This is a genomic window from Ferriphaselus amnicola, from assembly GCF_000974685.2.
In the GTDB taxonomy this organism is placed as follows: Bacteria; Pseudomonadota; Gammaproteobacteria; order Burkholderiales; family Gallionellaceae; genus Ferriphaselus; species Ferriphaselus amnicola.
Map to the genome: position 1 here is coordinate 62,307 of NZ_AP018738.1, position 25,423 is coordinate 87,729.

Genomic DNA, 25,423 nt, shown 5'->3' on the forward strand with positions numbered 1-25,423 from the left:
GTATCAGGAACGGGGCTTCGGCCCCGTTTTTGTTTTTTGGCCTGCTATACTTCGAGTCGTTTCTTTTAGGGCAGTGCGATGAGATTGATTTGCTTGAGTCTGGGGTTGCTATTGAGCCTCTCCGCCTTGGCGGATATCTACAAATCTGTGGATGGGAGTGGCCACGTTACCTACTCCAGCACTCCGAGCAAAGGTGCCAAACGGCTGGATTTGGCACCGCCAGTAGCTAGGCAAACACAGTCATCTAGAGCTGTTTCACCGAGTAGCTTCCCTAGAGTCGATGGGCAGACCCAACGCGAACGGGATGACATGCGGCGGCGGATATTGGAGCAAGAGCGAGCGACCGAGTTGTCACTGTTGAGCGAAGCTCGTGCCAAGACTAACAATCAGGCCGATGTCGTGCTGCATCAAAAGAACATCGAAGCACTCAACTCTGAATTGGCTCGCCTAAAATGACCTTCGGCGTGGCATGGAATCTGCTTTATAGCCAACATGCCTGATACTTCGATCCCCACACTTGAACAACTTGCCACGGCCATCCTGTTGCTGGATGGTCAGGCGCGCATCGCCTATCTCAACCCAGCGGCGGAGAATCTTTTCGATGTCAGCCGGAAGCATTTGATTGGCCATCCCATCCAGCATGCCTTTACCCAAACTGGGCAATTGGCTGGAGCGATGCAGCATGCGTTGAGTAACCATGCCAGTTACATCGAACATGAGCTTACCCTAGGCACCTCCGGCCACACAAAACTACAGTTGCGTGCCGCCATCACACCCTTATTGAACGATCCAGATTACAAGCTACTGCTGGAGTTTCATCCCATTGACCGCCCGCTACGACTAGCGCGCGAAGAGCAGATGTTGGATCAGACGCAGGCCAATCGCCTATTGCTGCGCAACCTCGCTCATGAGATCAAGAATCCACTGGGCGGCATACGAGGTGCGGCACAACTCTTGGAGCAAGAACTCGATCGTCCTGGCTTGCGCGAGTACACGCAAGTCATCATTCAAGAGGCGGATCGGCTGCGCTCCTTGATGGAGCGGCTACTGACACCACAGACGATGCCTCATTTTGGTGCATTGAATATCCACGAGGTGTTAGAGCGAGTGCGCAGCGTAGTGCTGGCTGAGATTCCTGAGGGCTTGAGCATCCGGCGTGACTATGACACCAGCCTGCCCGATCTGCGCGGCGACAAAGAGCAACTCATTCAAGTCATGCTCAATATCGTACGCAACGCTGCGCAGGCGATGCACGGCAAGGGCAATATCGTGCTACGCACTCGCATTGCTCGTCAGATGACCCTGATGCGCAAGCGCCACCGCCTCGCGGTGATGGTACAGATCGTCGACAACGGCCCCGGCATCCCCGAGGCCATTCGAGATAAGATTTTCTATCCGCTGGTCTCCGGCCGCCCAGACGGCCACGGCCTTGGGCTAACGCTGGCGCAAGATTTTGTCAGCCAGCATCAAGGTAACATTGAAGTGGAAAGCGAACCGGGGCGCACCTGCTTTACAGTACTGCTGCCCCTGCAACATGATTGAGGAATGAGCATGAAACCTGTTTGGATCATCGACGACGACCGCTCCATCCGTTGGGTGCTGGAGAAAGCACTGACCCGTGAAGGCATCGAATTCCGTAGTTTCGTCTCAGCCAATGAAGCATTGCAAGCCCTGCCTGGCGGCTTGCCGCAAGTGGTGGTTAGTGACATTCGGATGCCCGGTACTTCGGGACTGGAGATGCTACAAACTCTGCGTGATCAGTTCCCGCAGTTGCCCGTCATCATCATGACCGCCTATTCCGATTTGGAAAGCGCGGTTTCCGCCTTTCAAGGTGGCGCGTTCGAATACCTACCCAAGCCGTTCGACATCAACCATGCCGTCGAGTTGATCCGCCGCGCGATGGAGCAAAGTCAGCGTGGCGAGGCGGCTATCGAAGATTCGCCCGTTACGCCTGATATGCTAGGGCAAGCGCCAGCCATGCAAGAGGTTTTTCGTGCTATCGGGCGGCTATCACAGACCCATGCTACCGTGCTTATCAACGGGGAGTCGGGCACCGGTAAAGAGCTAGTCGCGCGCGCCTTGCATCGCCACAGCCCCCGCGCGAACAAGCCGTTCGTTGCTCTCAATACTGCGGCTATTCCCAAAGACTTGCTCGAATCCGAGCTATTTGGGCATGAGCGCGGGGCTTTCACCGGCGCCACAAATACGCGGCATGGGCGATTTGAAGAGGCGGCTGGGGGCACCCTGTTCTTAGATGAAATCGGTGATATGCCTGCCGAGCTGCAAACTCGGCTGTTGCGTGTGCTGTCCGACGGTAACTATTACCGTGTTGGTGGTCATCAACCGATCAAGGCCAATGTTCGCATCATTGCAGCTACTCATCAAAATTTGGACGAGCGGGTCAAGCAAGGCTTATTCCGTGAAGACCTCTTTCATCGCCTCAACGTCATTCGTTTGCGCCTGCCGCCACTGCGCGAACGCCGAGAAGACATCCCGCTGCTGGCCAAATATTTTCTGCAACGCAGTGCTCGTGAACTCGGTGTGGAGCAAAAGCAACTGAGCGAGGCTGCGCTCCAGCATCTAATGGCGCAAGAGATACCTGGCAACGTGCGGCAACTCGAGAACCTCTGTCACTGGATCATTGTGATGACCCCATCACAGCAAGTCGAAGTGGCTGACCTCCCCCCCGAGTGGCGCGAAACTAAGGTTGATGAGGAAGCGAGTGTCAACACTGATTGGCGTGGTGCACTAGCACAAGAGGTAACCGTAGCACTGCAACGTGGTGACCAAAATCTGCTCGACGCGCTCAATCGTCAATTTGAAAGCATCCTCATCACCCAAGCGCTACAGCATACCGGCGGCCGCCGCATCGAAGCTGCCGTGCTGCTGGGCATGGGACGAAATACACTGACACGGAAAGTGCAGGAGCTAGGTCTGGACGTGGATGGGGCGGAAAACTAGAGTTTGCAGCAACTGTTAAGCTAAACACCCCGAGTCAAGCAAACTGGACACTGCGCATCCGGTACCAGTTTGAGTGTGCGCCAGTTCATGTCCAGCATGTCCATCACTAGTAAACGTCCTGTGAGGGGCTTACCTACCGCCATCAGCAATTTCAACGCTTCGGCGGCCTGTAAGCTGCCGATCACGCCGACCAAGGGAGCGAATACGCCCATGACTGCGCAGCGTGTCTCGGCGCTTTCGGCGTGTTCGGGATAGAGACAGTGGTAACAGGGACTGTCCGGTTGGCGCAGGTCGAACACGGTGATCTGGCCGTCAAAGCGCATGGCGGCACCCGAGACCAGCGGCTTTTGTAAGTGCGAACAGACTCGATTGATGGCATAGCGAGTGGCAAAGTTGTCACTGCAATCCAGCACTACATCGGCGTTGATAGCCAATTCCGCCAAATGCGCTTCGTCCACACGTTTTGCGATGGTGTGCACCTTCACTTCTGGATTGATTTCGGCTAAAGCCGCTTGAGCCGATTCGACCTTACTCAGTCCGACGCTGGAGGTATGGTGCAGGATCTGGCGCTGTAGGTTGGTCAGATCGACCGTGTCGCCGTCGCAAAGGGTGATCGTACCTACGCCGCTGGCAGCGAGGAACAGCGCAGCTGGTGAGCCTAGTCCGCCTGCCCCGATGATCAGTGCATGCGCCGAGCGCAGTCTTTCCTGTCCCTCAATCCCAATTTCCGGCAACAAGATGTGCCGACTGTAGCGCAGCAATTCAGAGTCATTCACTGGGTGGGGTGTTACTTGAAGTCGCGTAATTCTTTCGGCGTCTCGTCGTGATCGCCATGAGAGTGATGCTCATAGACTTTGACGAAGATCTCGCGCCCGCGCGTCTTTGTTTGCCATTCTGGCATTTTAAGATTGTGGTATTGCACGTCTTCACAGTAATAGATCAGCTTGCGCCCTAGTTTACGCAAGGCGTTATCCTCGAAACGGAATCCCTCATCAACCAGCGCGTGCTCAAGCCCTTCTAGCGAGTAATGTTGAATGTCATAGTTGATGCGCAAGCTGTTAGCTTGGGTGCCGCGCTCCACTTTGAACTCATACAAACCCGTCAGTAATTCGAGAGCTCGCTCAACCTGCCCTGCGGGGCTATCAGTGAAGAAGAGTTCGCGCTCTTTTTGCGTCTCGAAAGGATTGATCATTTTGTCACCTTACGGCTTCTTACCTTGCAGGATGTGCATACCTTTCAGCAGATTCATCGCCTGATTCAACTGGAAGTCATTTTTCGCGCCGAACTCTACGATCTCGGGCTTGGCGGCATTACCCTCTTTGGGTTTAGGTGCGTCTTTGGCAGAGGTAGCAGGTTTGGTTTCAGGCTGATCTTCTGTTTGCTTATCGTTACTCAAGTGGTGCGATAGATCGGCCTCGCGCAGTCGGAAGGCATTGTCCTGAGCCGCGGTCGCAGGATCTTCCGAGATGATGTCGGGAACAATGCCTTTGGCCTGAATCGAGCGGCCATTAGGTGTGTAATAACGCGCGGTGGTGAGCTTGATGGCGGAGTTGTTGCTCAGTGGCAGAATGGTTTGCACCGAGCCTTTGCCGAAAGTTTGTGTACCCATGATGAGTGCGCGCTTGTGATCTTGTAATGCGCCCGCCACGATTTCGGAGGCTGAGGCCGATCCGCCATTCACCAGTACGACCATCGGCACACTTTTGACCGATGCCGGCAAGTTCTTCAGATAGTCATCCTTGTCGCCACGCAGATAGTTTTCGGGTGCGGTGGTCAGGTTCATCTTGGCATCTTCGGTGCGGCCTTCTGTATAGACCACTAGCGTATCTTTGGGCAAGAAGGCAGCGGCTACACCAACGGCACCATTCAGTAGTCCACCCGGATCATTGCGCAGGTCGAGCACGAGGCCATGCATCTCGCCATTGCTCTGTTTGTAAAGCGCTTCAATGGCCTTGGCTAGATTCTCGCCGGTGTGCTCTTGGAACTGGGTGACGCGCACGAAGCCGTAACCAGGCTCGATCAACTTGGATTTAACACTCTGCGTCTTGATGACTGCGCGGGTGATGACGATGGTGAGTGGTTTCGGCTCGCTCTTGCGAAGCACCGTCAGTGTGATCTTGGAGCCGGGCTTGCCGCGCATCTTCTTCACGGCATCATTCAGTGTCAGCCCTTTAACCAACGTGTCGTCCAGTTTGAGGATGAGATCTCCAGACTTGATGCCGGCATGGTAGGCAGGGGTGTCTTCGATCGGGGAGATCACCTTGACCAGACCATCTTCCATACCGACTTCGATACCCAAGCCACCGAACTCACCCTGAGTGCTGATCTGCAACTCCTTGAAGGCATCACCTTCGAGATAAGCCGAGTGCGGATCGAGGCCATTCAACATCCCATTGATAGCTTCAGTCATCAGCTTCTTGTCGCTGACTGGCTCGACATAATCGCTCTTGATCTTGCCGAACACATCGGCAAATGCGCGCATCTCCTCGATCGGCAAGGGCTGGTTGGCGTCTTTTTCAGCGCTGGCTGAAAAATGCAGGCTAAGCGCCACGCCTGCGATCAGTCCAATACCGATTAGGCCAAATTTCTCGATTCGATTGCGCATCTGTTTGTCCTGTAATTACTTGCCGCTCACCCATTTCATCGGATCGAACGGTTTGCCCTCATGGCGTAGCTCGAAGTATAAACCGGAAGTCTCATTTCCGCCGCTGTTGCCAACGGTAGCGACAGTGTCACCGCCGCGAAGCTCATCACCGACTTGTTTGTACAGCGTTTCATTGTTGCCGTACAAACTCATGTAACCATCGCCGTGATCAACGATCAGCAGATTGCCAAAGCCCCGCAGCCAGTCGGCATAAACGACCTGCCCTGCAGCTACCGACTTCACGGGCTGACCAGCGGTGGCGCGCAAAAATAGTCCCTTCCATTGCATGGTGCTATCGGGGCGCGTGGCGCCGAACTGATTGCTGATCGCACCCTTCACTGGTAGCGCCAGCTTTCCACGCAGTTGGGCAAAAGAGCTGCCATCATGGCGGCTGTCCGGTAATTTCTCGTTCCGTGCCACCGGAGTCTGCTTAGCCGCGACTGGGGCTCGCTCCTTGCTACGAGGTTTGGCACGTAATTTGGAAAGCTGTTCCATCAATTTGGACAGGCGATTCTCATTCTGCTGCATACGTTGGATCTCGCGCCGCTGCTGCTTGAGCTGCTGAGCAATATCGAGAAGTGTCTTTTGGCGAGCCTTCTTGTCTTTTTCCAACTTGGTTTTCTGTGCCTGTTCTTCTTGTTGCAGAGCGACAATCTGGGCGCGTTTGTCGCGCGTTCGTTCAGTCACGTTCGCCAGCTGCGCAAGATTAGCTCGCAGTTTATCCAGCCAAGCAGCGCGGTCGCGGGCGATATATTCGTAGTAACGCAGGTCGCGGGCGATCTGGTTAGGGTCGCGGCCATTGAATAAGAGACGCAAGTATTCGTGCTGACCGCCGACGTATTGTTGATACATCAGCTTGCCCAACAATGCTTGCTGGCCTTCCATGTCCTTGCCTATTTGTGCCGACTGGCCATCAAGCTGTTGAAGCTCTAGGTTGCTTGCGTGCTTCTGATCGGAAAGCTCGGCCAACGCACGGTTGCTGTTGCTGATAGCAAGTTCCGATTCACGCAAAGAGTCGGCGGCCTCGGATTTTGATTCAGTGGTCTTTTCCAGCGCCTGCTGCATAGAGCGGATACGCTCGCGTAACTGCTCCAACTCTTCCTGTCGAGGATTCCCGGCGCTGGCAGGAACACTTGCCAGTAGGCAAAAGCAGAGCAGCAGACGCAGGCGAAATCTCACTGGAACTGGATGAGCGAGTGCCCCGTCATTTCGACAGGTTGCGGCAACCCCATCATGGCGAGCAAGGAAGGGGCGATATCCTTTAGCGCACCGGTATCCGCCAGTTTGGCTGGGCGACCCACGTAAAGGAAGGGCACAGTATTCAGCGTATGTGCGGTATGAGCCTGCTGGGTATTGCGGTCGATCATCTGTTCTACATTGCCATGATCGGCGGTGATGATGGTTTCACCACCTGCCGCCTGCATCGCCTCGACTACGCGTCCGATGCACACATCCAACGTCTCGACGGCCTTGACGGCTGCCTCCATGTCGCCGCTGTGGCCCACCATATCACCGTTGGCATAGTTGCAGATGATGGCCTGATAGCTTCCGCTCTGGATGGCCGCCACTAGCTTGTCGGTGACCTCGAAGGCACTCATGTCTGGCTTCAGGTCGTAAGTCGCTACTTTCGGTGAAGGCACCAAAATACGGTCTTCGCCGGGGTAGGGTTGCTCATGGCCACCGCTCATGAAGTAGGTGACATGGGCGTACTTCTCAGTCTCGGCGATGCGCAACTGCTTCAAGCCAAGACTCGACAGGTATTCGCCGATACCGTTGCGGATGGCTTCCGGCGCGAACGCTGCCACCGCGTGAACATCTTCGCCGTAATTGCTCAAGGTCACGAAACTGGAAAGCTTGGGAAAACTGCTACGTGCGAAGCCATCGAAGCTACCGTCGGTTAGCGCATGCGTGAGCTGGCGTGCGCGGTCAGCGCGGAAGTTCATGAAGATGACGGCATCACCATCCTCCATGCGGATCGGTGCGGCTCCGGCAGGCACGATCGCGGTGGCTTTCACGAACTCATCATTCTCACTACGAGCATATGCGTCGGCGAGTGCGGTGGCGGCATCGGGCGCGACAAAGTCGGCGCGACCTTCAGTCAGTAAGTCATAGGCAGATTGCACGCGTTCCCAACGATTGTCCCTATCCATGGCGAAATAGCGACCGACGAGCGAGGCAATGCGACCAACGCCAAGCTCATCGCATTTGGCTTGCAAGTGTTCCAGCGAAGTGGCGGCCGAGCGTGGCGGGGTGTCGCGTCCATCCAGAAAGGCGTGAACATAGACATTACTCAAGCCAGATTGCTTGGCCAGCTCCAGCATGGCGTAAATGTGGTTCTCATGACTGTGAACTCCACCAGAGGACAGCAAACCCAAGATGTGCAAAGCTTTGCCGCTTTGCTTGACTTGGGTAATCGCTTGAGTGAAAGCGGAATTGGTATTGAAACTGCCATCCTGAATGGCGACATCCACTCGGGTAAGTTCTTGATATACCACACGACCTGCACCGATGTTGAGGTGGCCGACCTCGGAATTTCCCATTTGTCCGTCAGGCAGGCCGACCGACATTTCGGACGTGTGGATCAGCGTGTGCGGATACTTCGCCCACAGCCGATCCCAGTTTGGCTTGCGCGCGCTGGCGATGGCGTTGAAATCGTGATCTTCGCGATAGCCGAAGCCATCAAGGATAACTAATAGAACAGGAGTGACTTTCATGGCATGTTGTATCAGAATATAAGGACTTACTTAAAGACTTGCGGACAGTGCGGTGGAGTGTGGCAGTCGGTCGCAAGTTCCCCGATTCCCCAACTCGGGTATTTTAACTTAAGTCGTCGCAATTCTCGACGGCCTTATCAGGATAACGGCACGCATGGCAAACTCGTTGATTGATCGTGACGAAGACATCGAACAGGCCTCTTTGGCCATCAAATCCATCGCCCATCCTTTGCGACTGAAGATTCTCTGCGTTCTCGGCGAGGAGGAGGTCAGCGTGCAAGACATTGTGGATAACGTAGGCACTTCGCAAAGCAACATTTCCCAGCATTTAGCCATCCTGCGCGACAAAGGGGTGCTGTGTACTCGCAAGGATGCGAATCGCGTCTATTACCGCATCGGTGATTTACGCACCTTGAAGCTAGTCAGCATGATGCGCGAAGTGTTCTGTACCCAGTAACGTGTTTGATTTGCCAAATATATTAGCATATACTAATATGCTCAACTATTATTTTCAGGTGGGCTGGATGAAGCGACTTGCAGCTGGCGGACTGATTGGATTCGGAATCTTTGCAGCAACGGAAGTATGTGCCGCCGAGCCTTTGGCTACGGCGACTGTGGTGCTGCGCGAGGTGGCGCAAAGCTATAAAGCCGAGGGCGTGATCGAAGCGGTACGCCAATCCACCGTATCTGCGCAGATTTCTGGGCGAGTTAAAGAGGTCTCGTTTGATGTCGGCGACACGGTGCATAAAGGGCAAGTGATCGTTCGTATCGACGAACGCGAAGCAGCGCAGGCATTGGCAGGAAGTCAAGCTCAAGTTATGCAATCGCAAGCGGCGCTGACCAACGCAAAAGCAAACTATGAGCGTTCGCGTCAGTTGTTCGAGCAGAAGTTCATCAGTCAGGCTGCACTAGACAAGGCTCAGGCGGACTATAAGTTGGCGTTGGCGCAAGCGGCGGCCAGCGATGCGGGTGCGGGTCAATCGGCTTTGACGCGCGGCTACTCCTCGGTGGTCGCGCCTTATGCTGGCGTGGTGGCTGCGCGCATGGTGGAGGTGGGTGAGTTGGTCACGGTGGGCAAGCCATTGATGACGGGCTTCGACCCGAGCCAATTGCGTGCAGTGGTCAACGTGCCAGAACAAGTGGTGCGCAGTGTTGGTACTCAACCTCAAGTACAGCTGGAGTTGCCAGCGTTGAATCGTTGGGTAACGGCGGCCTCGGTGACGGTGCAACCGGTAGCGGATGCGCGCACTCACAGTACCCAAGTGCGCGTGACCTTGCCTGCTAACGAGGCCGGTGTTTATCCCGGCATGTTCGTACGTGCGCATTTCGTCACGGGCAAGGCCAGCAAGATACTGGTTCCGGTGAGTGCCGTGTTACGTCGCAGCGAAGTGGTGGCAGTCTATGTCGTGGACAAAAAAGGTGGGGTGCGCTTGCGCCAAGTGCGCCTAGGTGAGTCCGCCGGGCAGAATGAAGTAGAGGTAATGGCAGGCTTGAATCCGGGCGAGAAGGTTGCGCTCGATCCGGTCAAGGCAGGTATGGGAGTGCAACAAAAAAAGTAGGAATCATTTAACTATTTAACAGGGAGAGCAAGCATGGCACATATCGTGGTGTTGGGCGCAGGCATAGGCGGGATGCCAATGGCGTATGAAATGCAGGAAAAGATCCGCAAGGGCGACAGAGTAACCGTGATCTCCAACTCGGAGAGTTTCCATTTCGTACCGTCCAATCCTTGGGTCGCCGTCAATTGGCGCGTCCGCGACGATATTGCCTTCCCGATCCGTCCCTACTTGGAGCGCAAGGGCATCGACTTCATCTCGGCGGGAGCTAAACGCGTCCATCCCGAGAAAAATCAGATTGAACTGATGAATGGCGAAACGGTGAATTACGATTACCTGATTATCGCCACTGGCCCGAAGCTAGCTTTTGATGAAGTGGAAGGGCTCGGGCCGAATGGTCACACCCACTCGATTTGCCATGTGGATCATGCTGTCAGCGCAGCGAAGAGTTGGGAGACATTCTGCAAGCAGCCGGGTTCCATTGTGGTCGGTGCAGTACAAGGCGCATCCTGCTATGGCCCAGCCTATGAGTTTGCTTTCATCATGGACACCGATCTGCGTCGTCGCAAGATTCGCGACAAGGTGCCGATGACTTTTGTGACCGCTGAGCCATACATCGGCCACCTCGGTTTGGGTGGCGTGGGTGACTCCAAAGGTTTGCTGGAGTCAGCGTTGCGTGAGCGCAGCATCAACTGGATATGCAACGCTAAAGTCACCAAGGTTGACGCTGACAAGATGTATGTCACCGAAGTGGACGAAAAAGGTGAAGTCAAGAAAGAGCATGTGTTGCCGCACAATTTTGCGATGATGCTGCCAGCTTTCAAGGGCGTGGATGCTGTGTTCGGGATTGAGGGCTTGGCCAATCCTCGCGGCTTCACTATCGTGGACGAGCATCAGCGCAATCCTAAGTACAAGAACATCTACTCGGTGGGTGTGTGTATCGCGATCCCGCCGATGGGAGGAACGCCCGTGGCTGTTGGCGTACCCAAAACCGGCTACATGATCGAATCCATGGTTACGGCAACTGCGCACAACATCCATTCCGAGTTGACCGGCAATCCTCCGACTGACAAGGCGACTTGGAACGCGGTCTGTCTGGCTGACTTCGGTGATACGGGCGTGGCATTTGTGGCACTACCGCAAATCCCACCGCGTAACGTGGATTGGTTCTCGTCCGGTAAGTGGGTGCATCTGGCCAAGATCGCGTTCGAGAAGTACTTCATTCGCAAGATGAAGACTGGCAAGTCCGAGCCGATTTATGAAAAACTCATCCTCAAGGCCATGGGGATTGACAAGCTGAAGTAAGTTAAGGAAAACATGGGTATATCAGGACGTATCGCAAGGGCATTCTTACATTCACAGATGACGCCGCTGCTGGCTTTAGTGGCGGCGCTGCTTGGAATCTTCGCGGTATTGGTAACACCGCGAGAGGAAGAGCCACAGATCAATGTGACGATGGCGAATGTCCTGATTGCCTACCCAGGTGCGTCTGCGCAGGATGTGGCGCGCACCGTTTCTACCCCCGCCGAGCAAGTGTTGTCGCAGATCGCCGGCGTGGATCATGTGTATTCAGTTTCTCAGCCCGGCATGTCGGTGCTGACAGTTCAATTCAAGGTCGGCGAGCAGCACGTGCCCTCGCTGGTCAAGCTCTATGATGTCATTCTTTCCCACGGTGATTGGCTGCCGCCAACACTCGGAGTGGCACAGCCCATCATCAAAGCTAAAGGCATCGACGATGTGCCGGTGCTTGCGCTCACGCTGTGGCGAGAGCAAGAAGCAGGGGGTGGCTTAGCCCTGACTCAGGTCGCTCATGCGATGGAGACTGAGCTGAAGCGGATCAAAGGAACCCGCGAAGTCACGACGCTGGGTGCAACGCAGCGCATGGTGCGAGTGCAACTCAATCCCGAGTCGCTCAATGCACACCAGCTCACAGTGCAAGAGATTCGCGGAGTGCTACAAGCAGCCAATGTGTCGGAAGATGCAGGTACGCTGGTGCAGAACAATCGCGAAGTGTTAGTACAGACCGGCAACTTCTTGAGCAACGCCAGCGAAGTTGGACAGCTGGTCGTAGGTGTGACGGAAGGCAAGCCGGTCTATCTGCGCGATGTGGCCGAGATTCAGGATGGTGCGGATCAGCCGTCCAGCTATGTGTGGTTGGGTTCAGGGGCGGCGGCAGGCGATAAGGGGCTGGAAGCCAAGGGGGAATTCTCGGCGGTCACGGTTGCGGTGACCAAAAAGCCAGGCGAGAACGCAGTCGAGATCGCCAATGCGCTGTTGCAACGCGTCGAGCAACTCAAGGGCAGCGTGGTTCCCTCGGATGTACAAGTGACGATCACGCGTAACTACGGTGAAACCGCTAACGACAAGGCGATGAAGCTGATTAAGAAGCTGATCTTCGCTACGGCGGCAGTGGTCGCGCTGGTGTGGTTCGCCTTGGGGCGGCGTGAGGCGATCATCGTTGGCGTGGCTGTGTTGCTAACCTTGGCAGTGACTCTGTTCGCGTCTTGGGCATATGGCTTTACGCTCAACCGCGTATCACTGTTCGCGCTGATTTTCTCCATCGGCATTTTGGTGGACGATGCTATCGTGGTGGTGGAAAACATTCATCGCCGCCGCGAGTTGGAGCCGAACTTACCACTGTCCGAGATCATTCCCGATGCGGTGGATGAAGTCGGCAGCCCGACTATCCTTGCCACCTTCACCGTAATCGCGGCGCTGCTGCCGATGGCATTCGTCAGCGGATTGATGGGGCCGTACATGAGCCCGATCCCGATCAATGCCAGTATGGGCATGCTGATCTCGCTGGCGATTGCATTCATCGTGACGCCTTGGTTAGCGCTCAAGTTGACTGGAGCACATCATCACGCCGCGGCTAAGGAGACGACCGAAACCGGCCTCACGCGCTTCTTCCGTACTCGCTTGACGCCGTTCTTGAATGGCGAACAGGGCAAAGCTGCGCGGCGCAAATTGTGGCTGGGCATCTTGGCCGGATTGTTGATAGCGGTGTCGTTGGCTTTAGTTAAGCTGGTGGTGCTGAAGATGCTGCCGTTCGACAACAAATCCGAGTTCCAAGTGGTGGTGGACATGCCTAGCGGTACGGCGCTGGAACAGACTTCTGGCGTGATGCACGAGATTGGAGCTTATCTCGCGACCGTGCCCGAAGTGACTGATTTCGAGGCTTACGCTGGGGCGGCATCGCCAATCAATTTCAACGGCCTAGTGCGTCAATACTACCTGCGTGACGCTTCGGAGCAAGGCGATATTCAGGTCAACTTGCAAGATAAGCATAACCGCAGTCGTAGTAGCCACCAGATCGCCACCTCGGTGCGTGAGCCGATTGAGGCGATAGCCAAGAAATGGGGCGCAAAGGTCAAGGTCGTCGAGGTGCCGCCAGGTCCGCCGGTGATGTCGCCCATCGTGGCTGAGATATATGGCCCAGACTATCAGGGTGCGCGCAAGGTGGCGGGCAAGGTGCATGAGCAGTTTTCCAAGACCGCCGACATCGTTGGCATCGACGATAGCGTCACCGAGGTTGCACCCAAGTTAGTGCTGCATGTGCTGCAAAGCAAGGCTGCGCTGCTGGGCGTGGCTCCGCGTGACATCGCCGATGTCGTTCAAGTGGCGCTGGCTGGGCAGGATGTGACCGCCTTACACGAGGAGTCGTCCAAATACGCCCCGCCACTACGTTTGGGCTTGCCATCCGAGCGCCGCAGCCGTATCGACGACGTGCTCAAACTTAAAGTACGCGCCCGCGATGGTGTGCTGGTACCGCTTTCCGAGGTGGTGCAGGTCGAGCAGGTCGAGCGTGATTACCCGATCTATCACAAGGATTTGCTGCCCGTGGTGTATGTGACGGGCGATATGGCGGGCAAGCTGGACAGCCCGCTGTACGGGATGTTCGGCATCAATGGCAAGGTCGCCGATATGCCGCTGGAGCAAGGGGGCACGCTGGCACCCTACTTCTTCAAGCAACCGGTCGATCCCTATGCCAGCTACGCGCTGAAGTGGGATGGCGAATGGCAGGTCACCTTTGAGACTTTCCGCGACATGGGCATCGCCTATGGTGTCGGGCTGATCCTGATCTATCTGCTGGTGGTGGCGCAGTTCAAGAGCTATGTTGTGCCGCTCATCATCATGGCGCCGATCCCGCTCACCATCATCGGAGTGATGCCGGGACACGCGCTGTTCGGCTCGCAGTTCACCGCAACATCCATGATCGGCATGATTGCGCTGGCCGGCATCATCGTGCGTAACTCCATCCTGCTGGTGGATTTCATCAACCTCCAGCTCAGCCAAGGAGTCGCCTTGCAACAAGCGGTCATCACGGCGGCGGCGGCACGCTCCAAACCCATCGTACTGACGGGCTTGGCCGCGATGTTGGGTGCGATGTTCATCCTCGACGATCCGATCTTCAATGGCCTCGCCTTGGCCTTGATCTTTGGCATCTTGGTTTCCACCGTGCTGACGCTGGTGGTGATCCCTGTGTTGTATTACGCCACCCTATACAAAAAGTTTCAGTAAAATCCATTCCTAGGAGAGAGTAATGAGTGCAGAACGTATCGTCCGCATCGTCGCGGGTTTCTTTGTCATGTTGTCATTGGCGCTGGGCGTAGAAGCCAGCCCGCTGTTTGTCAGTTCGTATTTTCTGGGGTTCACCGCCTTTGTCGGGCTGAATCTGTTCCAAAGCGGCTTTACCCAAATCTGCCCGCTGACCACCATCCTTGCCAAATTTGGCATCAAGAGCGGTAGTTGCCAGGCCTGAGCTTCTCCTCCCGTAATTTAGCCCACATCAGCTTGACCTTGGTCGGGTTGATGTGGGTTTTCCCTTTTCTATATCCCAGTCACGCCTACCCGCTGACCACTTTCTATCAAGAGTGGAGCGCCGTGGCGTTAGGTTTGTTTGCATCGTTGTGGCTGCTTGTGCCCAGTAGTAAGCGCGAGGCAGACGTTCCCCAAATCATAATATTGCCCATGGGCTTAACGCTCATCGCCCTGTTGCACTTGATGCAGGGAAAGCTGGCCTACCCAGGACAGGCGCAGTTGCTGGCGGAGTATTTTCTGTGGTGTGCTTTACTTATGTTGCTGGGCTTCCGATTGCGCCAGCACTTCGGATTGCCTCATTTACTGGTCGGTTTGGCGGGTTTCGCCTTGCTGGGTGCGGAGCTGAATGCGCTATTTGGCATCTTCCAGCATTATCACTTGCACACAGTGTTCGATCGCGTGGTCACCAGCAAAATATCAGTGGCGGTCTATGGCAATCTGGCTCAGCCGAATCACTACGCGAATCAACTCGCATTGGGTTTGATCTCACTGGGGCTGCTCGGCTCAACGCGCAAATTGCCTAGCTGGTTTACCGTGCTGCTTGCTTTGCCGTTGTTGTTCGTGATGGTGTTGAGCGGTTCGCGTAGTAGTTGGCTTTACCTCGGCGCACTTCCGCTGCTGGCTCTTCCGTACCGGCACAGGAGTCCAGAGTTGCGCTGGCTCTGGCGTTACAGTGTGCTGGTGTTAGCCGGATTTGCGCTGATGCATGGCGTAGTTCAATTGCCATGGTTGGTGACGCACGAGGGAATCACCTCATTCTCGCGGCTATATCAAGAGTCTGGTGGCAACAGCATTCGCCTGTTCCTGTGGCGCGAAGCTTTACAAATATGGGCTGATTATCCGGTGTTCGGTGCCGGTTTCAGCCAATTTGCTTGGCAGCATTTCATTCGTCTCCCAGACTTAGGCAATCCGGCGGTTAATAGTCTGTACAACAATGCCCATAATTTGCCGATGCAACTTGCGGCTGAGACAGGACTTGTCGGATTATTGCTGGTGCTAGGATCGCTACTCACTTGGTTGCTTAGGGTGCGCGGCAATCCCGCCTCGCCGTCGATGTGGTGGGGCTACGGCATCTGTGCGGTGCTAGGGCTGCACAGCTTGCTCGAATACCCCCTGTGGTATGCCTATTTTTTGGGCATTGCTGCGTTTGTACTCGGAGCACTGGAGCCGCAAGGCTATCGGCTAGCGCTGCCGCGCGTGGGGCAGATCGTCGTGGCAGGTTTATTACTGTTCGGCCTCAGTGCTAGCGCGCTGCTACTGCGCAACTACCGTGAGCTGGAAGCTCTAACGACACTGCATGCAGCTTCTTTGGATGATCAAACCTATGTAAAACGCGAGGTGGCAGGTCTGAATGCACTCGCAGGCCAGCCAGAACTGCGAGCCTACGCCGAGCTATACCTGAATCCGATGTATCAGGTGAACGAAGATCATGTGGACTTCAAACATCCGCTCAACCAACGGGTGATGCACGCCTTCCCCATCGGTCAGGTGGTATATCGGGAAGTATTATTCTTGGCTATCACAGGACGCATGCAAGAGGCGGAAGTCATGTTGGAGCGCGCCATTTGGTCTTACCCGGCCGAGTTTGCGGCAACCCGCGATACGCTTGAAGCGATGGCATTGAAAGACCCCGCGCGCTATGCCGCTCTGTTAAAATTCGCGCTGCAAAAATTCGAGGAGCATCAACGTGCAGTTTCTGCTGGATAATTTCATCATGTTGTCGGTCGTGGTCTTCAGCGGTGTCATGCTGATCTGGTCGTTCATCGGTAACAAAGTCCGTGGCATCACCGAGATCGACACCGCCGCCGCGCTGCAGCTCATCAATCACAAAGGCGCACTGGTCCTAGATGTGCGAGAGCAAAACGAATTTGATTCAGGACACATCCTGAAAGCCAAATTGATCCCGCTAGGCAAGCTGAGTAGTCGCTTAAAAGAGCTGGAAAGCTATCGTGATAAGCCCATCGTAGTGGCTTGCCGCAGTGGGCAACGCTCAGCATCTGCGTGCACCTTGTTGAACAAAGAAGGCTACACCCAAGTTCACAATCTGGGCGGCGGCGTGACCGCCTGGCAAAAAGCCAAACTTCCGCTGGAGAGATAATGGCGCATGTCGTCATGTATTGCACCGCCGTGTGCCCCTATTGCGTGATGGCAGAGCGCTTGCTGCACGCCAGAGGGGTGGCCGTGATCGAAAAAGTGCGCGTGGATTTACAGCCTGAACTGCGTATCGCCATGATGGAGAGAACAGGACGCCGCACCGTACCGCAGATCTGGATCGGCGACACCCATGTTGGGGGCTACGACGATCTCGCCGCGCTGGAGCATGCCGGTGAACTAACCGAATTACTGAATCAATGAACCCGAAGGACTAACCATGACCGAAGCCGCAAGCCAAGAACAAGCCCCGCTGTTCAGCATCGAAAAACTCTACGTCAAAGACCTGTCGCTGGAAGTGCCACACGCGCCCGCTATCTATCTGGAGCGAGCCAATCCGCAAATCGACCTGCAGCTCCATAGCCAAGCTAAGCAGCTGGATGAAGGTACGTTCGAGGTCACGATCACGGTAACCGTTACTGCGAGCATCAGCGAACAGGAAAATAAGGTGATGTTCCTGATCGAGGCAACTCAAGCGGGCGTGTTCCAGATTCGCAATGTTCCTGTTGAGAATCTCGATCCGCTGCTGGCCGTGATGTGCCCGAACATGCTTTATCCTTACCTGCGAGAAGTCGTCTCTGATGCTTCCGTGCGTGCTGGTTTCGCTCCTGTGCTCCTCAATCCAGTGAACTTTGATTCGTTGTACCTGCAACAAAAAGAACAGCAAGCGCAACAAGAAGCGGCCTCCGCCACGACCCACTGATGATATTCGCCGCCCGTCTTGCCTGTTTCGCTGGACTGCTGTTCACCGCGAGCGGTGCGACGGCGCTCGAATACCGTTCGGTCGGTAGTCATCCCGCCATTTGCTACGATTTTCCTCAAGCTAGCTCGAAGAAGCTTGCCATCGCAAGTCGCGGAATGCCGTTGGAGATCGTGATCGACAATGGCGACTGGGTCAAAGTGCGCGACAGTGCAGGCAAAATGTCCTGGATGGAAAGCAAAGCGCTGGATAAAAAACGCACGTTGATGGTTATCGCACCGATGGCTGAAGTCCGACTTTCGCCAGATGCGGGGTCATCAATACTGTTCAAAGTGGCGCAGAGCGTACTCTTGGAATTGAAGCAGAACACTGAAACCGGTTGGCTGGAAGTTCGCCATCCCGACGGCATCTCGGGCTTTATCAAATCCACCGAAGTCTGGGGCGAATAATGAACATCAGCGTACTCGGTGCAGGTGCTTGGGGTACGGCGCTAGCCATCAGCCTGTCAGCGCACCATCGCGTCACCTTGTGGGGGCGCGATGCTGTGCAGATGACGGAGATGGCTACCACCCATATCAATCTACGCTATCTTCCGGACGTATCTTTACCAGACGCTCTGCACCTGACCGCCGATTTCGAGGCTGCTCTCGCTGAAGCGGAGTTGCTCATCGTTTCGGTGCCGGTATCCGGCCTGCGGGCCACACTGCAACGTATCTCCTTATTCCCTAGGTCGATTCCGGTGCTGTGGTTGTGTAAAGGTTTCGAAGCGCAAACCTCATTGCTTCCACACCAAGTGGTCGCACAGGTGTTACCTGCCACCTTCCCGCGCGGCGTACTGTCCGGCCCCAGCTTTGCACTTGAGGTCGCTCAAGGTCTGCCCACTGCGCTAACTTTAGGTTCGGGCGACACCGAATTCGCACGACGTACCGCCAGCGCCCTGCACCATGCTCGGTTGCGGGTCTATACCTGCAATGACGTGATCGGCGTCGAAGTGGGTGGTGCAGTGAAGAATGTTCTCGCTATCGCGGCTGGCATCGCTGACGGTCTGGGCTTTGGCTGCAACGCCCGCGCCGCCTTGATCACCCGAGGCTTGGCCGAAATTTCCCGACTGGGACTCAGGCTTGGCGGCAAGGGAGAAACACTAGGTGGGCTTTCCGGTGCGGGCGACCTTATTCTCACCTGCACCGGCAATCTCTCGCGCAACCGCCAAGTCGGGCTATTACTGGCGCAAGGCTTATCCCTGCCCGATATTCTGAAGCAGCTCGGCCACGTTGCTGAAGGTGTCTATACTGTCCGCGAGGTTCACCGCCTCGCGACGCAACTCGATGTTGATATGCCCATCAGCCTGACGGTCTATCGCATCCTGTACGAAAACGTACCTGCTGCTACTGCTGTCGAAGCCCTACTCAATCGAGCACCGAACTCAGAATTCCAATAGGCGATTTCCGTTCGAAGCGGCTTTCTAGTTCTTGTAGTTCTCGTAAAACACATAGCTCGTAGAGTAGTCGCTGAACTCGAAATAGACCTTCTTCTCACCGTCATCTACTTTGAAATTCTGATTCTCGTCCACCACTCCGTAACCGTAGCGATACGGGCGCGGCTTGCTATCGTCGGTGCCTTGCGCGGTGCTGAGTTTGTCGATCTTGATGAAGCGCTTGACCAGTGTGTCGCCCGCATAGACGTCGAGCACACCATCTGTTCCCGTCCAATTCTGAATACTACGACTGATCTCGTTCTGCTTCTCTTGGGTGCAAGCGGCAAGTGCTGCCGACAACATCATAAAACTGATCACTTTTCTCATGCCGCCGCTCCCTTTAGACGTTAGACGTTAGACGTTAAACCAGAATAGTGCTCTGCAAGGCTTATATCTATTGGGCATGGCATTATCCTGTTCAGTAAAATGCCCCCATTTATGCCCCCAAATCAATTGGATACAGGCGAACATTAGCGAACAATGAGGGCGGTTATTAGGTGAAAAATAGGCCGAGAGAATTTCCCCCGGCCCGTGCATTCTACCCAAAGATTGCCTGCTCTACTCGCTCAAAATCCAAGTAGCGCCCATGCAATGCGTTGGCAGTTTCGTTATCGCCAATGGCTCGGAACGTCGCCACGCAATCCTCCAGCGTTACCGCCTGAAAGCCAGACACATCAGGGTCACTCGATACCAATTGCTTCTGGTATGACTTCACCGCTCCGGCGCACTGATGATTCTGCTTCGGATAGATCACGATGAATCGCCCTGTCGAATAAGTCTCGCTGTCGATCATGGTGCGACTGAGCATGTGCTCTCGCCACAACTGCTGCAACGGGCTTGCTCGTAGTGCTGGTGCATCCGGTGCGTTATACAGGCCGACACGATTGGACAGCTCTTCATAGCGCGGGCGCAATGTTCCTATCGGCTCGCCCATCGTCTCGGAATACTTCACCTCGATGGCGATGAATCCGCTCTCTCCGTCAACGGTCGTGCATGTCACCAGCACATCGAAGGCGGTGTAGTCTTCGGTGAAGTCTGGATTGCCGCGCCCCGGTGAATGCTCGAAGTAAATGCCAGTCACAGCGGCGACATACTCCGGGAACAATTGCTTGAAGAATTGATTGGCCTTCTCTGCATCCAGTTTCATTCCGCCAAACAGGTTAAAGCAAAGCGGCTGGCTGGAAAGCATGTTCGTCCAGAGTCGTTCTTCATCAATCAGTGCGCCGATTTCACGGTACACCGATTCGCGGAATGCGAGCTTGGCAATCTCGGGGGAAAGGAAGTTGCTCCCCTGTCTTGCCAGCTTGGAATCGAGTCGGCTGCCCAGCTTGCGGCGTTTGCCCTTGGGATCGCGGTGAACGCCAATCGGCAAGCCTTTCTCTTCTCGCCACAGTGCTTGCAGGAAGCGTGCGGCTGACATGAAGCGGCTGTCACTGGGTTCATAAACCTTGTGGGCCTTCAGGATGTGCGATGGAACGATGGGTAATCGGTTGTGCAGCATGTTGTCTCCTTGAGAATGAAGGCACGTCACCTTCATCTGGAGATTCAATTTACTGCCTATCCAATTTAGCAGGAAGCAAGCGATTGAGTGATAATTGCTTCTTTCTACACATCAGTATTCAAGGGGAAACTTATGGCCCATCACTATGTACTTGAAACAGCCGATGCACTGACACTTAGCTACGAAATACTCGCATTGGAGCATAAACGAAGTCAAAGTTTAGGGTTTGAGACATATCGAACAACATTCCCACTTCTGATGCTCAACGCATCAATCATTGAAGGCACTTTGAGATTCTGGCTTGCAAGCTCAGTCAAGCATGAAATGGCTCGTCTGATCGAGCAAGGCACACAACTGGGGAAAACTGAGAAAGACAAGGCCGAGCAGCTACTTGAGAAATTTTTAATCGAAATTGAGGGAAGCGGCGGATTCGAGAAGTTAGTGAGCCAATATAACTTTTACTTTGACATCTCACTAGTAGCCAAAAATCAAGGCTATGATCAGGAAGCTATAAAGGCGCTTTTCACTTTGCGAAATGTTCTTGCCCACGGCACAGCAGTCATCGCGCCTAAGCACCCGGCCAGCAGCCCCGACAAAGAAAATTATGTTGATAACTGGCAAAGTCGTCTACAGCAAGTCAATACGGTAATCTTCGCAGCCACAGGAACCAGTGATGTTTATGCAGCTCTCAAGGACTATAGACTCCCTGAGTATTTTTTTGGTCAAAGCAAAACATTCCTAAAAAGCATTTACGCCATGCTACCCCAACACACTGTGAATGCAGGCATTGCTTATTCGGCATTTACCGACCTCTCTTTTGGATTTCGAGGCAGAACTAGGTAAACAAGAGAGGCATTAACGCCTCCGCTCAGCATCATTTTTTCTGTTGCGGAGTACTCTTGCCTTAACTGAATCGCTGTATGTACGGGCATACCTTCCGTCCCGAATATCTGCCCATAGGTTCATATATTTTGCCAGCGCTGCGCCTGCTCCCTCGCGGGTTAGCAGGTCTTGGATTTCCTCGGGCGATACCAGCCCCGATTCGATCAAGGCAATCGCATCGGCGTGATGCTGTATCTCGTCGCTTTCCAGAAATAGCCATAGCAATGCCTGTGGCGATACAACCCTTGCCGTTACTGAAAACACCTGCCGCTGCGTTGCGTGCATCAGTGCGTAGCGCATTGCGCTGCTATCGCTCCCGTTGAGAACGATATACCCCTTGGCATCAGCCGCCTTCAATGTGGCAATGCTCGGCGCTGACTGGGTGATAGCAAACCCCGATGCGGCCAGTGCCGATGCAATCGGCGCGTGCTCGTTGTGCTGACAAAGGATATGGATTTGATCGGTGAAGCGTGGAGGCACATAAAGATCGAGTGCCAATGCACCTGCCAAGACATAGGAATATCGGGCACTATCGAGAACACCGATTGCCCGCCTAAACAGCTTGTCGAAATTGGTTTCCTCCCCGTCCATGCCGATGGCGAGTAAGTCCTCCATGCTTTGCTCCCCTATTAACTGTCTGCATCAGGTGGTGGCGGTGAGCCGTCGCCTGCTGTCTTCTTACTCAATGATGCCAGATAGTCGGCGGCTTGATTCGCTTTGGCTGCGGCAGTGAATATCGCCCGTTTGTCGTGCTTCAACACCTTCAGCCAGGACTCGATGTAGCGCGCGTGGTCAATGCGCGGCTCGGGAGTTATGCCCAGTTGTGCGCAGAGAAAGGCAGCGCCCAATTCGGCAACCAGCTCCTCGGTGGCATAGGCTTCAGTGCCAAAGCGGTTGCGTAGATCGCGGGCGCATCGGTCAGCGTGCCCAGTCCAATGCACTAGCTCATGCAACACCGTGCCATAGTAGCCTTGCGCATCAAAGAATGCTCCCTCCGGTGGCAAGTGGATTTCGTCCCGGCTGGGGATATAGCAAGCGTGGTGACTGTCGTGCTGGATGATCGCTGCACTGGATTGGATAAACGCATCGGCAGTGGCATGGCGCTCAATTGGTGTAAGTGTTGGCGCTGCTGGCGGCTCGTATCCATCCACCTGAGCGATATTGAACACATACGCTGCCTTGGCGATAAAGTGCCTGCCAGGTTGCTGCTCATCATTTTCCGCTGGTGCACTGCTGCCTGCATTCGTGGCCTTGAAGAAGACCGTCAACGTGCCTTTCTCGCCCTTGCGAACCTGCGCCCCTGCTGCCTGCCACTGCTTGAAGGTTGCCCATTCTGGCGTGGCATAATTATGCTGTTGCTGGCTCGCCCAGAGCGACAGAATGTTGATCCCTCTGTATCCGTAGCGCCCGACTGGATTATTGGGAATGCCGATGGCTGCACCAGTGCATAGCTTGGGATTCCACGGCATTTGATAAACGCCTGCACCTGCTTCGATGGCGGCGATGATCTGGTTGGTGATGCGCTGGTGAAGGTCTTCCTTCTGGGCTGCTGACATTGATTTCACCTGTACTTGTTGAATTGCACCCAAAACTGACCCACCTAGCGCAGTAAATTGCATCCAAATTTGACCCACGTATAGATACTGTCCTGCTCAATATTTGAGCGGGAACAAACAGGAGTGATCAACGTGGCGATATTAAGCAGCATCAGGCGCTGGCATTTGCGCGACAACATGCCCATCAGAGAGATCGTTCGAAGGACCGGACTCTCCCGCAACACCATCAGGAAGTATTTGACCAACAAAGTCGTTGAGCCCAAGTACCCCAAGCGTAAGACCCCCAGCAAGCTCGACGACTATGCCGTCAAGCTAACTGCATGGCTAAAGACCGAAGCTGGCAAAGGACGCAAACAGAAGCGTAGTCTCAAGCAACTGCACAGCGACTTGGTGCAGCTAGGCTTCACAGGCTCCTACGACCGAGTGGTTGCCTTCGCTAAACGATGGCGACAGCAACAACAAGAACAGGCGCAGACGGCGGGACGCGGCACCTTCATTCCGCTCATCTTTGCACCTGGTGAAGCCTTCCAGTTCGATTGGAGCGAAGACTGGGCCGTCATCGCGGGAGAACGCACCAAACTTCAGATTGCTCACTTCAAACTCAGTCACAGTCGAGCCTTCTATCTGCGTGCCTATCCGTTGCAGACACACGAGATGCTGTTCGACGCACACAACCATGCCTTCGCTGTCTTCGACGGCGTGCCTGCGCGTGGCATCTACGACAACATGCGCACCGCAGTAGACAAGGTCCGACGCGGCAAACAACGCGACGTCAATATCCGCTTCTCTGCCATGGTGAGCCACTACCTGTTCGATGCTGAATTCTGCAATCCAGCTTCCGGTTGGGAGAAAGGACAGATTGAGAAAAACGTACAAGATGCAAGGCATCGCATCTGGAACAAACTCCCCGCGTTTGGGAGTCTGCATGAACTCAATGACTGGCTACATCAACGCTGCCTGTCGCTCTGGAAAGAACTCCCTCATCCCCTACAATCGGAACGTCGTATCGCAGATGTCTATGCGGACGAACATCCTTGCCTGATGGCGCTGTCCTGCCCATTTGATGGATTTGTTGAACACGTCAAACGCGTGTCGCCGACTTGCTTGGTCATGTTCGAGCGTAACCGCTACAGTGTTCCGGCCTCCTATGCCAACCGCCCCATCAGCCTGAGGGTGTATGCCGACAAGCTGTTGTTCGTAGCTGAATCTCAAATCATTGCCGAGCATGTGCGGATGATTTCGAATAAGCATGCTCATGGTCAGACGATCTACGACTGGCGTCATTACCTGAGCGTGCTTCAACGCAAGCCAGGTGCATTGCGCAACGGTGCACCGTTCGCTGAACTACCCGAAGGCTTCAAGCATTTGCAGAACATCTTGCTCAAGCGACTGGGTGGAGATCGGGAGATGGTAGAAATCTTAGCCCTCGTCTTACAGCACGATGAAGCTGCCGTGCTCACAGCAGTCGAGTTGGCCCTAGAGAGCGGTGTGCCATCCAAGCAGCATGTGCTCAATCTGCTGACGCGACTGATTGAGCCTGCACCACCAGCCCCTGTTGATACGCCGGCCCATCTGACGCTCGTGGTCGAGCCGCAGTCTAACGTTAGCCGCTATGACCAATTGAGGGAGGTGCGCCATGCAGCATGAAGCCATGATCACCACGCTCAAGAGCATCAAGTTATACGGCATGGCGCAGGCGGTGGATGAACTGGCTAGCCAAGGTTCACCTGCCTATCAGAGTGCACAAGTGATGTTGAGTACCTTGCTCAAGGCCGAGATGGCGGAACGCGAGGTACGCTCTATCGCCTACCAGATGAAGGCATCCCGTTTCCCAGTCTACCGTGACTTGGCGAGTTTCGACTTCAGCCAGAGCGTGGTGAACGAGGCACTCATCCGGCAGTTGCATCGATGCGAGTTCTTGGATCAGGCACACAATGTGGTGCTGGTCGGAGGCCCTGGCACGGGCAAGACGCATCTGGCGACGGCACTCGGTGTGCAGGCGGTGCAACATCAGCATCGTCGAGTCAGGTTCTTCTCGACCATTGAGTTGGTGAATGCGTTGGAGTTGGAGAAGGCTGCGGGCAAACAGGGGCAGATTGCTAACCGGATGATGTATGCCGATCTGGTGATTCTGGATGAGTTGGGCTATCTGCCGTTCAGCCAAGCGGGAGGTGCATTACTGTTCCACTTCATTGGCAAACTCTATGAGCGCACGAGTCTTGTGATCACGACCAACTTAAGCTTCGCTGAATGGGGCTGTGTGTTCGGGGATGCAAAGATGACAACGGCGTTGCTCGACAGGTTGACGCACCACTGCCACATCGTGGAGTCCGGCAACGACAGTTACCGCTTCAGAAACAGTTCAACTCAATCGGGAAAGGAGGGCAAAAACAGAAAACTATCCACAACTTGAAACGTTCAGAGATAATTCAAGGGTGGGTCAAAGTTCAATGCAATTGGTGG

26 protein-coding genes are annotated in these 25,423 nt (G+C 54.8%); 17 read left to right on the top strand and 9 right to left on the bottom strand.

Translation table 11 applies throughout. The annotated features are described in order from the left end of the window. Positions 1-78 precede the first annotated feature (78 nt). Genes OYT1_RS00310 through ntrC form a run of 3 tightly spaced genes read left to right on the top strand, consistent with a single transcriptional unit; the run spans position 79 to position 2,961 of the window. On the top strand, positions 79-456 hold the full coding sequence (locus OYT1_RS00310; RefSeq protein ID WP_084612037.1) for a DUF4124 domain-containing protein: 378 nt from the start codon (positions 79-81) through the stop codon (positions 454-456). Positions 457-492: 36 nt separating this feature from the next. Continuing rightward, entirely contained in the window at positions 493-1,542 is a 1,050-nt protein-coding gene (gene glnL, locus OYT1_RS00315) for a nitrogen regulation protein NR(II) (RefSeq protein WP_062627219.1), read from the top strand. Positions 1,543-1,551: 9 nt separating this feature from the next. Beyond that, entirely contained in the window at positions 1,552-2,961 is a 1,410-nt protein-coding gene (gene ntrC / locus OYT1_RS00320) for a nitrogen regulation protein NR(I) (protein WP_062627218.1), read from the top strand. Between the two features lie 20 nt (positions 2,962-2,981). On the opposite strand, the gene OYT1_RS00325 is transcribed toward ntrC, so the two are convergent. From OYT1_RS00325 to gpmI, 5 genes are read right to left on the bottom strand one after another with little or no spacing between them, the layout of a single operon-like run. Then, entirely contained in the window at positions 2,982-3,737 is a 756-nt protein-coding gene (locus OYT1_RS00325; protein WP_062627217.1) for a HesA/MoeB/ThiF family protein, read from the bottom strand. A gap of 11 nt (positions 3,738-3,748) precedes the next feature. Beyond that, a complete protein-coding gene (locus OYT1_RS00330; protein ID WP_062627216.1) occupies positions 3,749-4,153 on the bottom strand; it encodes a hypothetical protein in 405 nt (134 codons plus the stop codon). 9 nt (positions 4,154-4,162) lie between these two features. Next, complete coding sequence (locus OYT1_RS00335) at positions 4,163-5,566, bottom strand: S41 family peptidase (RefSeq protein ID WP_062627215.1); 1,404 nt, start codon at positions 5,564-5,566, stop codon at positions 4,163-4,165. Positions 5,567-5,581: 15 nt separating this feature from the next. Continuing rightward, a complete protein-coding gene (locus OYT1_RS00340) occupies positions 5,582-6,784 on the bottom strand; it encodes a murein hydrolase activator EnvC family protein (RefSeq protein WP_232013200.1) in 1,203 nt (400 codons plus the stop codon). After that, the gene (gpmI, locus tag OYT1_RS00345; RefSeq protein WP_062627214.1) at positions 6,781-8,319 is read right to left on the bottom strand and encodes a 2,3-bisphosphoglycerate-independent phosphoglycerate mutase; all 1,539 of its coding nucleotides are present in this window, start codon (positions 8,317-8,319) and stop codon (positions 6,781-6,783) included. The genes OYT1_RS00340 and gpmI overlap by 4 nt, the downstream gene beginning before the upstream one ends. A gap of 154 nt (positions 8,320-8,473) precedes the next feature. Here gpmI and OYT1_RS00350 point away from each other — a divergent pair, with 154 nt between their 5' ends. The 11 genes from OYT1_RS00350 (at position 8,474) to OYT1_RS00400 (ending at position 18,985) form a co-directional block, all read left to right on the top strand. After that, entirely contained in the window at positions 8,474-8,776 is a 303-nt protein-coding gene (locus tag OYT1_RS00350) for an ArsR/SmtB family transcription factor (protein ID WP_062627213.1), read from the top strand. 67 nt (positions 8,777-8,843) lie between these two features. Further along, positions 8,844-9,878 carry an efflux RND transporter periplasmic adaptor subunit gene (locus OYT1_RS00355; RefSeq protein ID WP_062627356.1) on the top strand — a complete coding sequence of 345 codons (1,035 nt, stop codon included), beginning with the start codon at positions 8,844-8,846 and terminating at the stop codon, positions 9,876-9,878. Between the two features lie 33 nt (positions 9,879-9,911). Beyond that, complete coding sequence (locus OYT1_RS00360; protein WP_062627212.1) at positions 9,912-11,180, top strand: NAD(P)/FAD-dependent oxidoreductase; 1,269 nt, start codon at positions 9,912-9,914, stop codon at positions 11,178-11,180. Positions 11,181-11,192: 12 nt separating this feature from the next. Continuing rightward, the gene (locus OYT1_RS00365; protein ID WP_062627211.1) at positions 11,193-14,396 is read left to right on the top strand and encodes an efflux RND transporter permease subunit; all 3,204 of its coding nucleotides are present in this window, start codon (positions 11,193-11,195) and stop codon (positions 14,394-14,396) included. 22 nt (positions 14,397-14,418) lie between these two features. Beyond that, a complete protein-coding gene (locus OYT1_RS00370; protein ID WP_062627210.1) occupies positions 14,419-14,637 on the top strand; it encodes a YgaP family membrane protein in 219 nt (72 codons plus the stop codon). Positions 14,638-14,846: 209 nt separating this feature from the next. Beyond that, positions 14,847-16,403: a PglL family O-oligosaccharyltransferase gene (locus tag OYT1_RS00375; protein ID WP_172588485.1), complete on the top strand. Its 1,557-nt coding sequence runs from the start codon at positions 14,847-14,849 to the stop codon at positions 16,401-16,403. Continuing rightward, entirely contained in the window at positions 16,384-16,794 is a 411-nt protein-coding gene (locus OYT1_RS00380; RefSeq protein WP_232013201.1) for a rhodanese-like domain-containing protein, read from the top strand. The genes OYT1_RS00375 and OYT1_RS00380 overlap by 20 nt, the downstream gene beginning before the upstream one ends. Then, complete coding sequence (gene grxC / locus OYT1_RS00385) at positions 16,794-17,051, top strand: glutaredoxin 3 (protein WP_197714094.1); 258 nt, start codon at positions 16,794-16,796, stop codon at positions 17,049-17,051. Before OYT1_RS00380 ends, grxC begins: the two co-directional genes overlap by 1 nt. A 16-nt stretch (positions 17,052-17,067) precedes the next feature. Then, positions 17,068-17,550 (top strand): protein-export chaperone SecB, encoded by a 483-nt coding sequence (gene secB, locus OYT1_RS00390; RefSeq protein ID WP_062627207.1) that lies wholly within the window; start codon positions 17,068-17,070, stop codon positions 17,548-17,550. Continuing rightward, entirely contained in the window at positions 17,550-17,996 is a 447-nt protein-coding gene (locus OYT1_RS00395) for an SH3 domain-containing protein (protein WP_062627206.1), read from the top strand. Before secB ends, OYT1_RS00395 begins: the two co-directional genes overlap by 1 nt. After that, a complete protein-coding gene (locus tag OYT1_RS00400; protein WP_062627205.1) occupies positions 17,996-18,985 on the top strand; it encodes an NAD(P)H-dependent glycerol-3-phosphate dehydrogenase in 990 nt (329 codons plus the stop codon). Before OYT1_RS00395 ends, OYT1_RS00400 begins: the two co-directional genes overlap by 1 nt. Positions 18,986-19,009: 24 nt before the next feature. On the opposite strand, the gene OYT1_RS00405 is transcribed toward OYT1_RS00400, so the two are convergent. Beyond that, complete coding sequence (locus OYT1_RS00405; RefSeq protein ID WP_062627204.1) at positions 19,010-19,348, bottom strand: hypothetical protein; 339 nt, start codon at positions 19,346-19,348, stop codon at positions 19,010-19,012. Between the two features lie 211 nt (positions 19,349-19,559). Continuing rightward, a complete protein-coding gene (locus tag OYT1_RS00410; RefSeq protein ID WP_062627203.1) occupies positions 19,560-20,522 on the bottom strand; it encodes a PGN_0703 family putative restriction endonuclease in 963 nt (320 codons plus the stop codon). A gap of 132 nt (positions 20,523-20,654) precedes the next feature. On the opposite strand from OYT1_RS00410, the gene OYT1_RS00415 reads away from it, so the two are divergent. After that, a complete protein-coding gene (locus OYT1_RS00415; RefSeq protein WP_062627202.1) occupies positions 20,655-21,365 on the top strand; it encodes a hypothetical protein in 711 nt (236 codons plus the stop codon). 12 nt (positions 21,366-21,377) lie between these two features. Here the strand turns inward: OYT1_RS00415 and OYT1_RS00420 are convergent, their stop codons facing one another. Next, on the bottom strand, positions 21,378-22,019 hold the full coding sequence (locus OYT1_RS00420; RefSeq protein ID WP_062627201.1) for a hypothetical protein: 642 nt from the start codon (positions 22,017-22,019) through the stop codon (positions 21,378-21,380). A 14-nt stretch (positions 22,020-22,033) separates the two neighbouring features. Next, positions 22,034-22,960 carry an ArdC family protein gene (locus OYT1_RS00425; RefSeq protein ID WP_084612050.1) on the bottom strand — a complete coding sequence of 309 codons (927 nt, stop codon included), beginning with the start codon at positions 22,958-22,960 and terminating at the stop codon, positions 22,034-22,036. A gap of 123 nt (positions 22,961-23,083) precedes the next feature. Between OYT1_RS00425 and istA the strand changes: the two genes are divergently transcribed. Both istA and istB read left to right on the top strand, forming a co-directional pair. Continuing rightward, complete coding sequence (istA, locus tag OYT1_RS00430; protein WP_062627779.1) at positions 23,084-24,607, top strand: IS21 family transposase; 1,524 nt, start codon at positions 23,084-23,086, stop codon at positions 24,605-24,607. Beyond that, the gene (istB, locus tag OYT1_RS00435; protein WP_062627778.1) at positions 24,597-25,373 is read left to right on the top strand and encodes an IS21-like element helper ATPase IstB; all 777 of its coding nucleotides are present in this window, start codon (positions 24,597-24,599) and stop codon (positions 25,371-25,373) included. The genes istA and istB overlap by 11 nt, the downstream gene beginning before the upstream one ends. Positions 25,374-25,423: the final 50 nt, after the last annotated feature.

Excerpts from the sequence above, each read along its gene's own strand:
- glnL (WP_062627219.1), top strand. The coding sequence starts at position 493 with ATGCCTGATACTTCGATCCCCACACTTGAACAACTTGCCACGGCCATC.
- OYT1_RS00410 (WP_062627203.1), bottom strand. The coding sequence starts at position 20,522 with ATGCTGCACAACCGATTACCCATCGTTCCATCGCACATCCTGAAGGCC.
- OYT1_RS00360 (WP_062627212.1), top strand. The coding sequence starts at position 9,912 with ATGGCACATATCGTGGTGTTGGGCGCAGGCATAGGCGGGATGCCAATG.
- secB (WP_062627207.1), top strand. The coding sequence starts at position 17,068 with ATGACCGAAGCCGCAAGCCAAGAACAAGCCCCGCTGTTCAGCATCGAA.
- OYT1_RS00350 (WP_062627213.1), top strand. The coding sequence starts at position 8,474 with ATGGCAAACTCGTTGATTGATCGTGACGAAGACATCGAACAGGCCTCT.
- OYT1_RS00310 (WP_084612037.1), top strand. The coding sequence starts at position 79 with ATGAGATTGATTTGCTTGAGTCTGGGGTTGCTATTGAGCCTCTCCGCC.
- OYT1_RS00405 (WP_062627204.1), bottom strand. The coding sequence starts at position 19,348 with ATGAGAAAAGTGATCAGTTTTATGATGTTGTCGGCAGCACTTGCCGCT.
- OYT1_RS00395 (WP_062627206.1), top strand. The coding sequence starts at position 17,550 with ATGATATTCGCCGCCCGTCTTGCCTGTTTCGCTGGACTGCTGTTCACC.
- OYT1_RS00425 (WP_084612050.1), bottom strand. The coding sequence starts at position 22,960 with ATGTCAGCAGCCCAGAAGGAAGACCTTCACCAGCGCATCACCAACCAG.
- OYT1_RS00355 (WP_062627356.1), top strand. The coding sequence starts at position 8,844 with ATGAAGCGACTTGCAGCTGGCGGACTGATTGGATTCGGAATCTTTGCA.
- OYT1_RS00335 (WP_062627215.1), bottom strand. The coding sequence starts at position 5,566 with ATGCGCAATCGAATCGAGAAATTTGGCCTAATCGGTATTGGACTGATC.
- OYT1_RS00400 (WP_062627205.1), top strand. The coding sequence starts at position 17,996 with ATGAACATCAGCGTACTCGGTGCAGGTGCTTGGGGTACGGCGCTAGCC.
- grxC (WP_197714094.1), top strand. The coding sequence starts at position 16,794 with ATGGCGCATGTCGTCATGTATTGCACCGCCGTGTGCCCCTATTGCGTG.
- istB (WP_062627778.1), top strand. The coding sequence starts at position 24,597 with ATGCAGCATGAAGCCATGATCACCACGCTCAAGAGCATCAAGTTATAC.
- ntrC (WP_062627218.1), top strand. The coding sequence starts at position 1,552 with ATGAAACCTGTTTGGATCATCGACGACGACCGCTCCATCCGTTGGGTG.
- OYT1_RS00330 (WP_062627216.1), bottom strand. The coding sequence starts at position 4,153 with ATGATCAATCCTTTCGAGACGCAAAAAGAGCGCGAACTCTTCTTCACT.
- OYT1_RS00415 (WP_062627202.1), top strand. The coding sequence starts at position 20,655 with ATGGCCCATCACTATGTACTTGAAACAGCCGATGCACTGACACTTAGC.
- OYT1_RS00370 (WP_062627210.1), top strand. The coding sequence starts at position 14,419 with ATGAGTGCAGAACGTATCGTCCGCATCGTCGCGGGTTTCTTTGTCATG.
- gpmI (WP_062627214.1), bottom strand. The coding sequence starts at position 8,319 with ATGAAAGTCACTCCTGTTCTATTAGTTATCCTTGATGGCTTCGGCTAT.
- OYT1_RS00420 (WP_062627201.1), bottom strand. The coding sequence starts at position 22,019 with ATGGAGGACTTACTCGCCATCGGCATGGACGGGGAGGAAACCAATTTC.
- OYT1_RS00375 (WP_172588485.1), top strand. The coding sequence starts at position 14,847 with ATGGGCTTAACGCTCATCGCCCTGTTGCACTTGATGCAGGGAAAGCTG.
- OYT1_RS00365 (WP_062627211.1), top strand. The coding sequence starts at position 11,193 with ATGGGTATATCAGGACGTATCGCAAGGGCATTCTTACATTCACAGATG.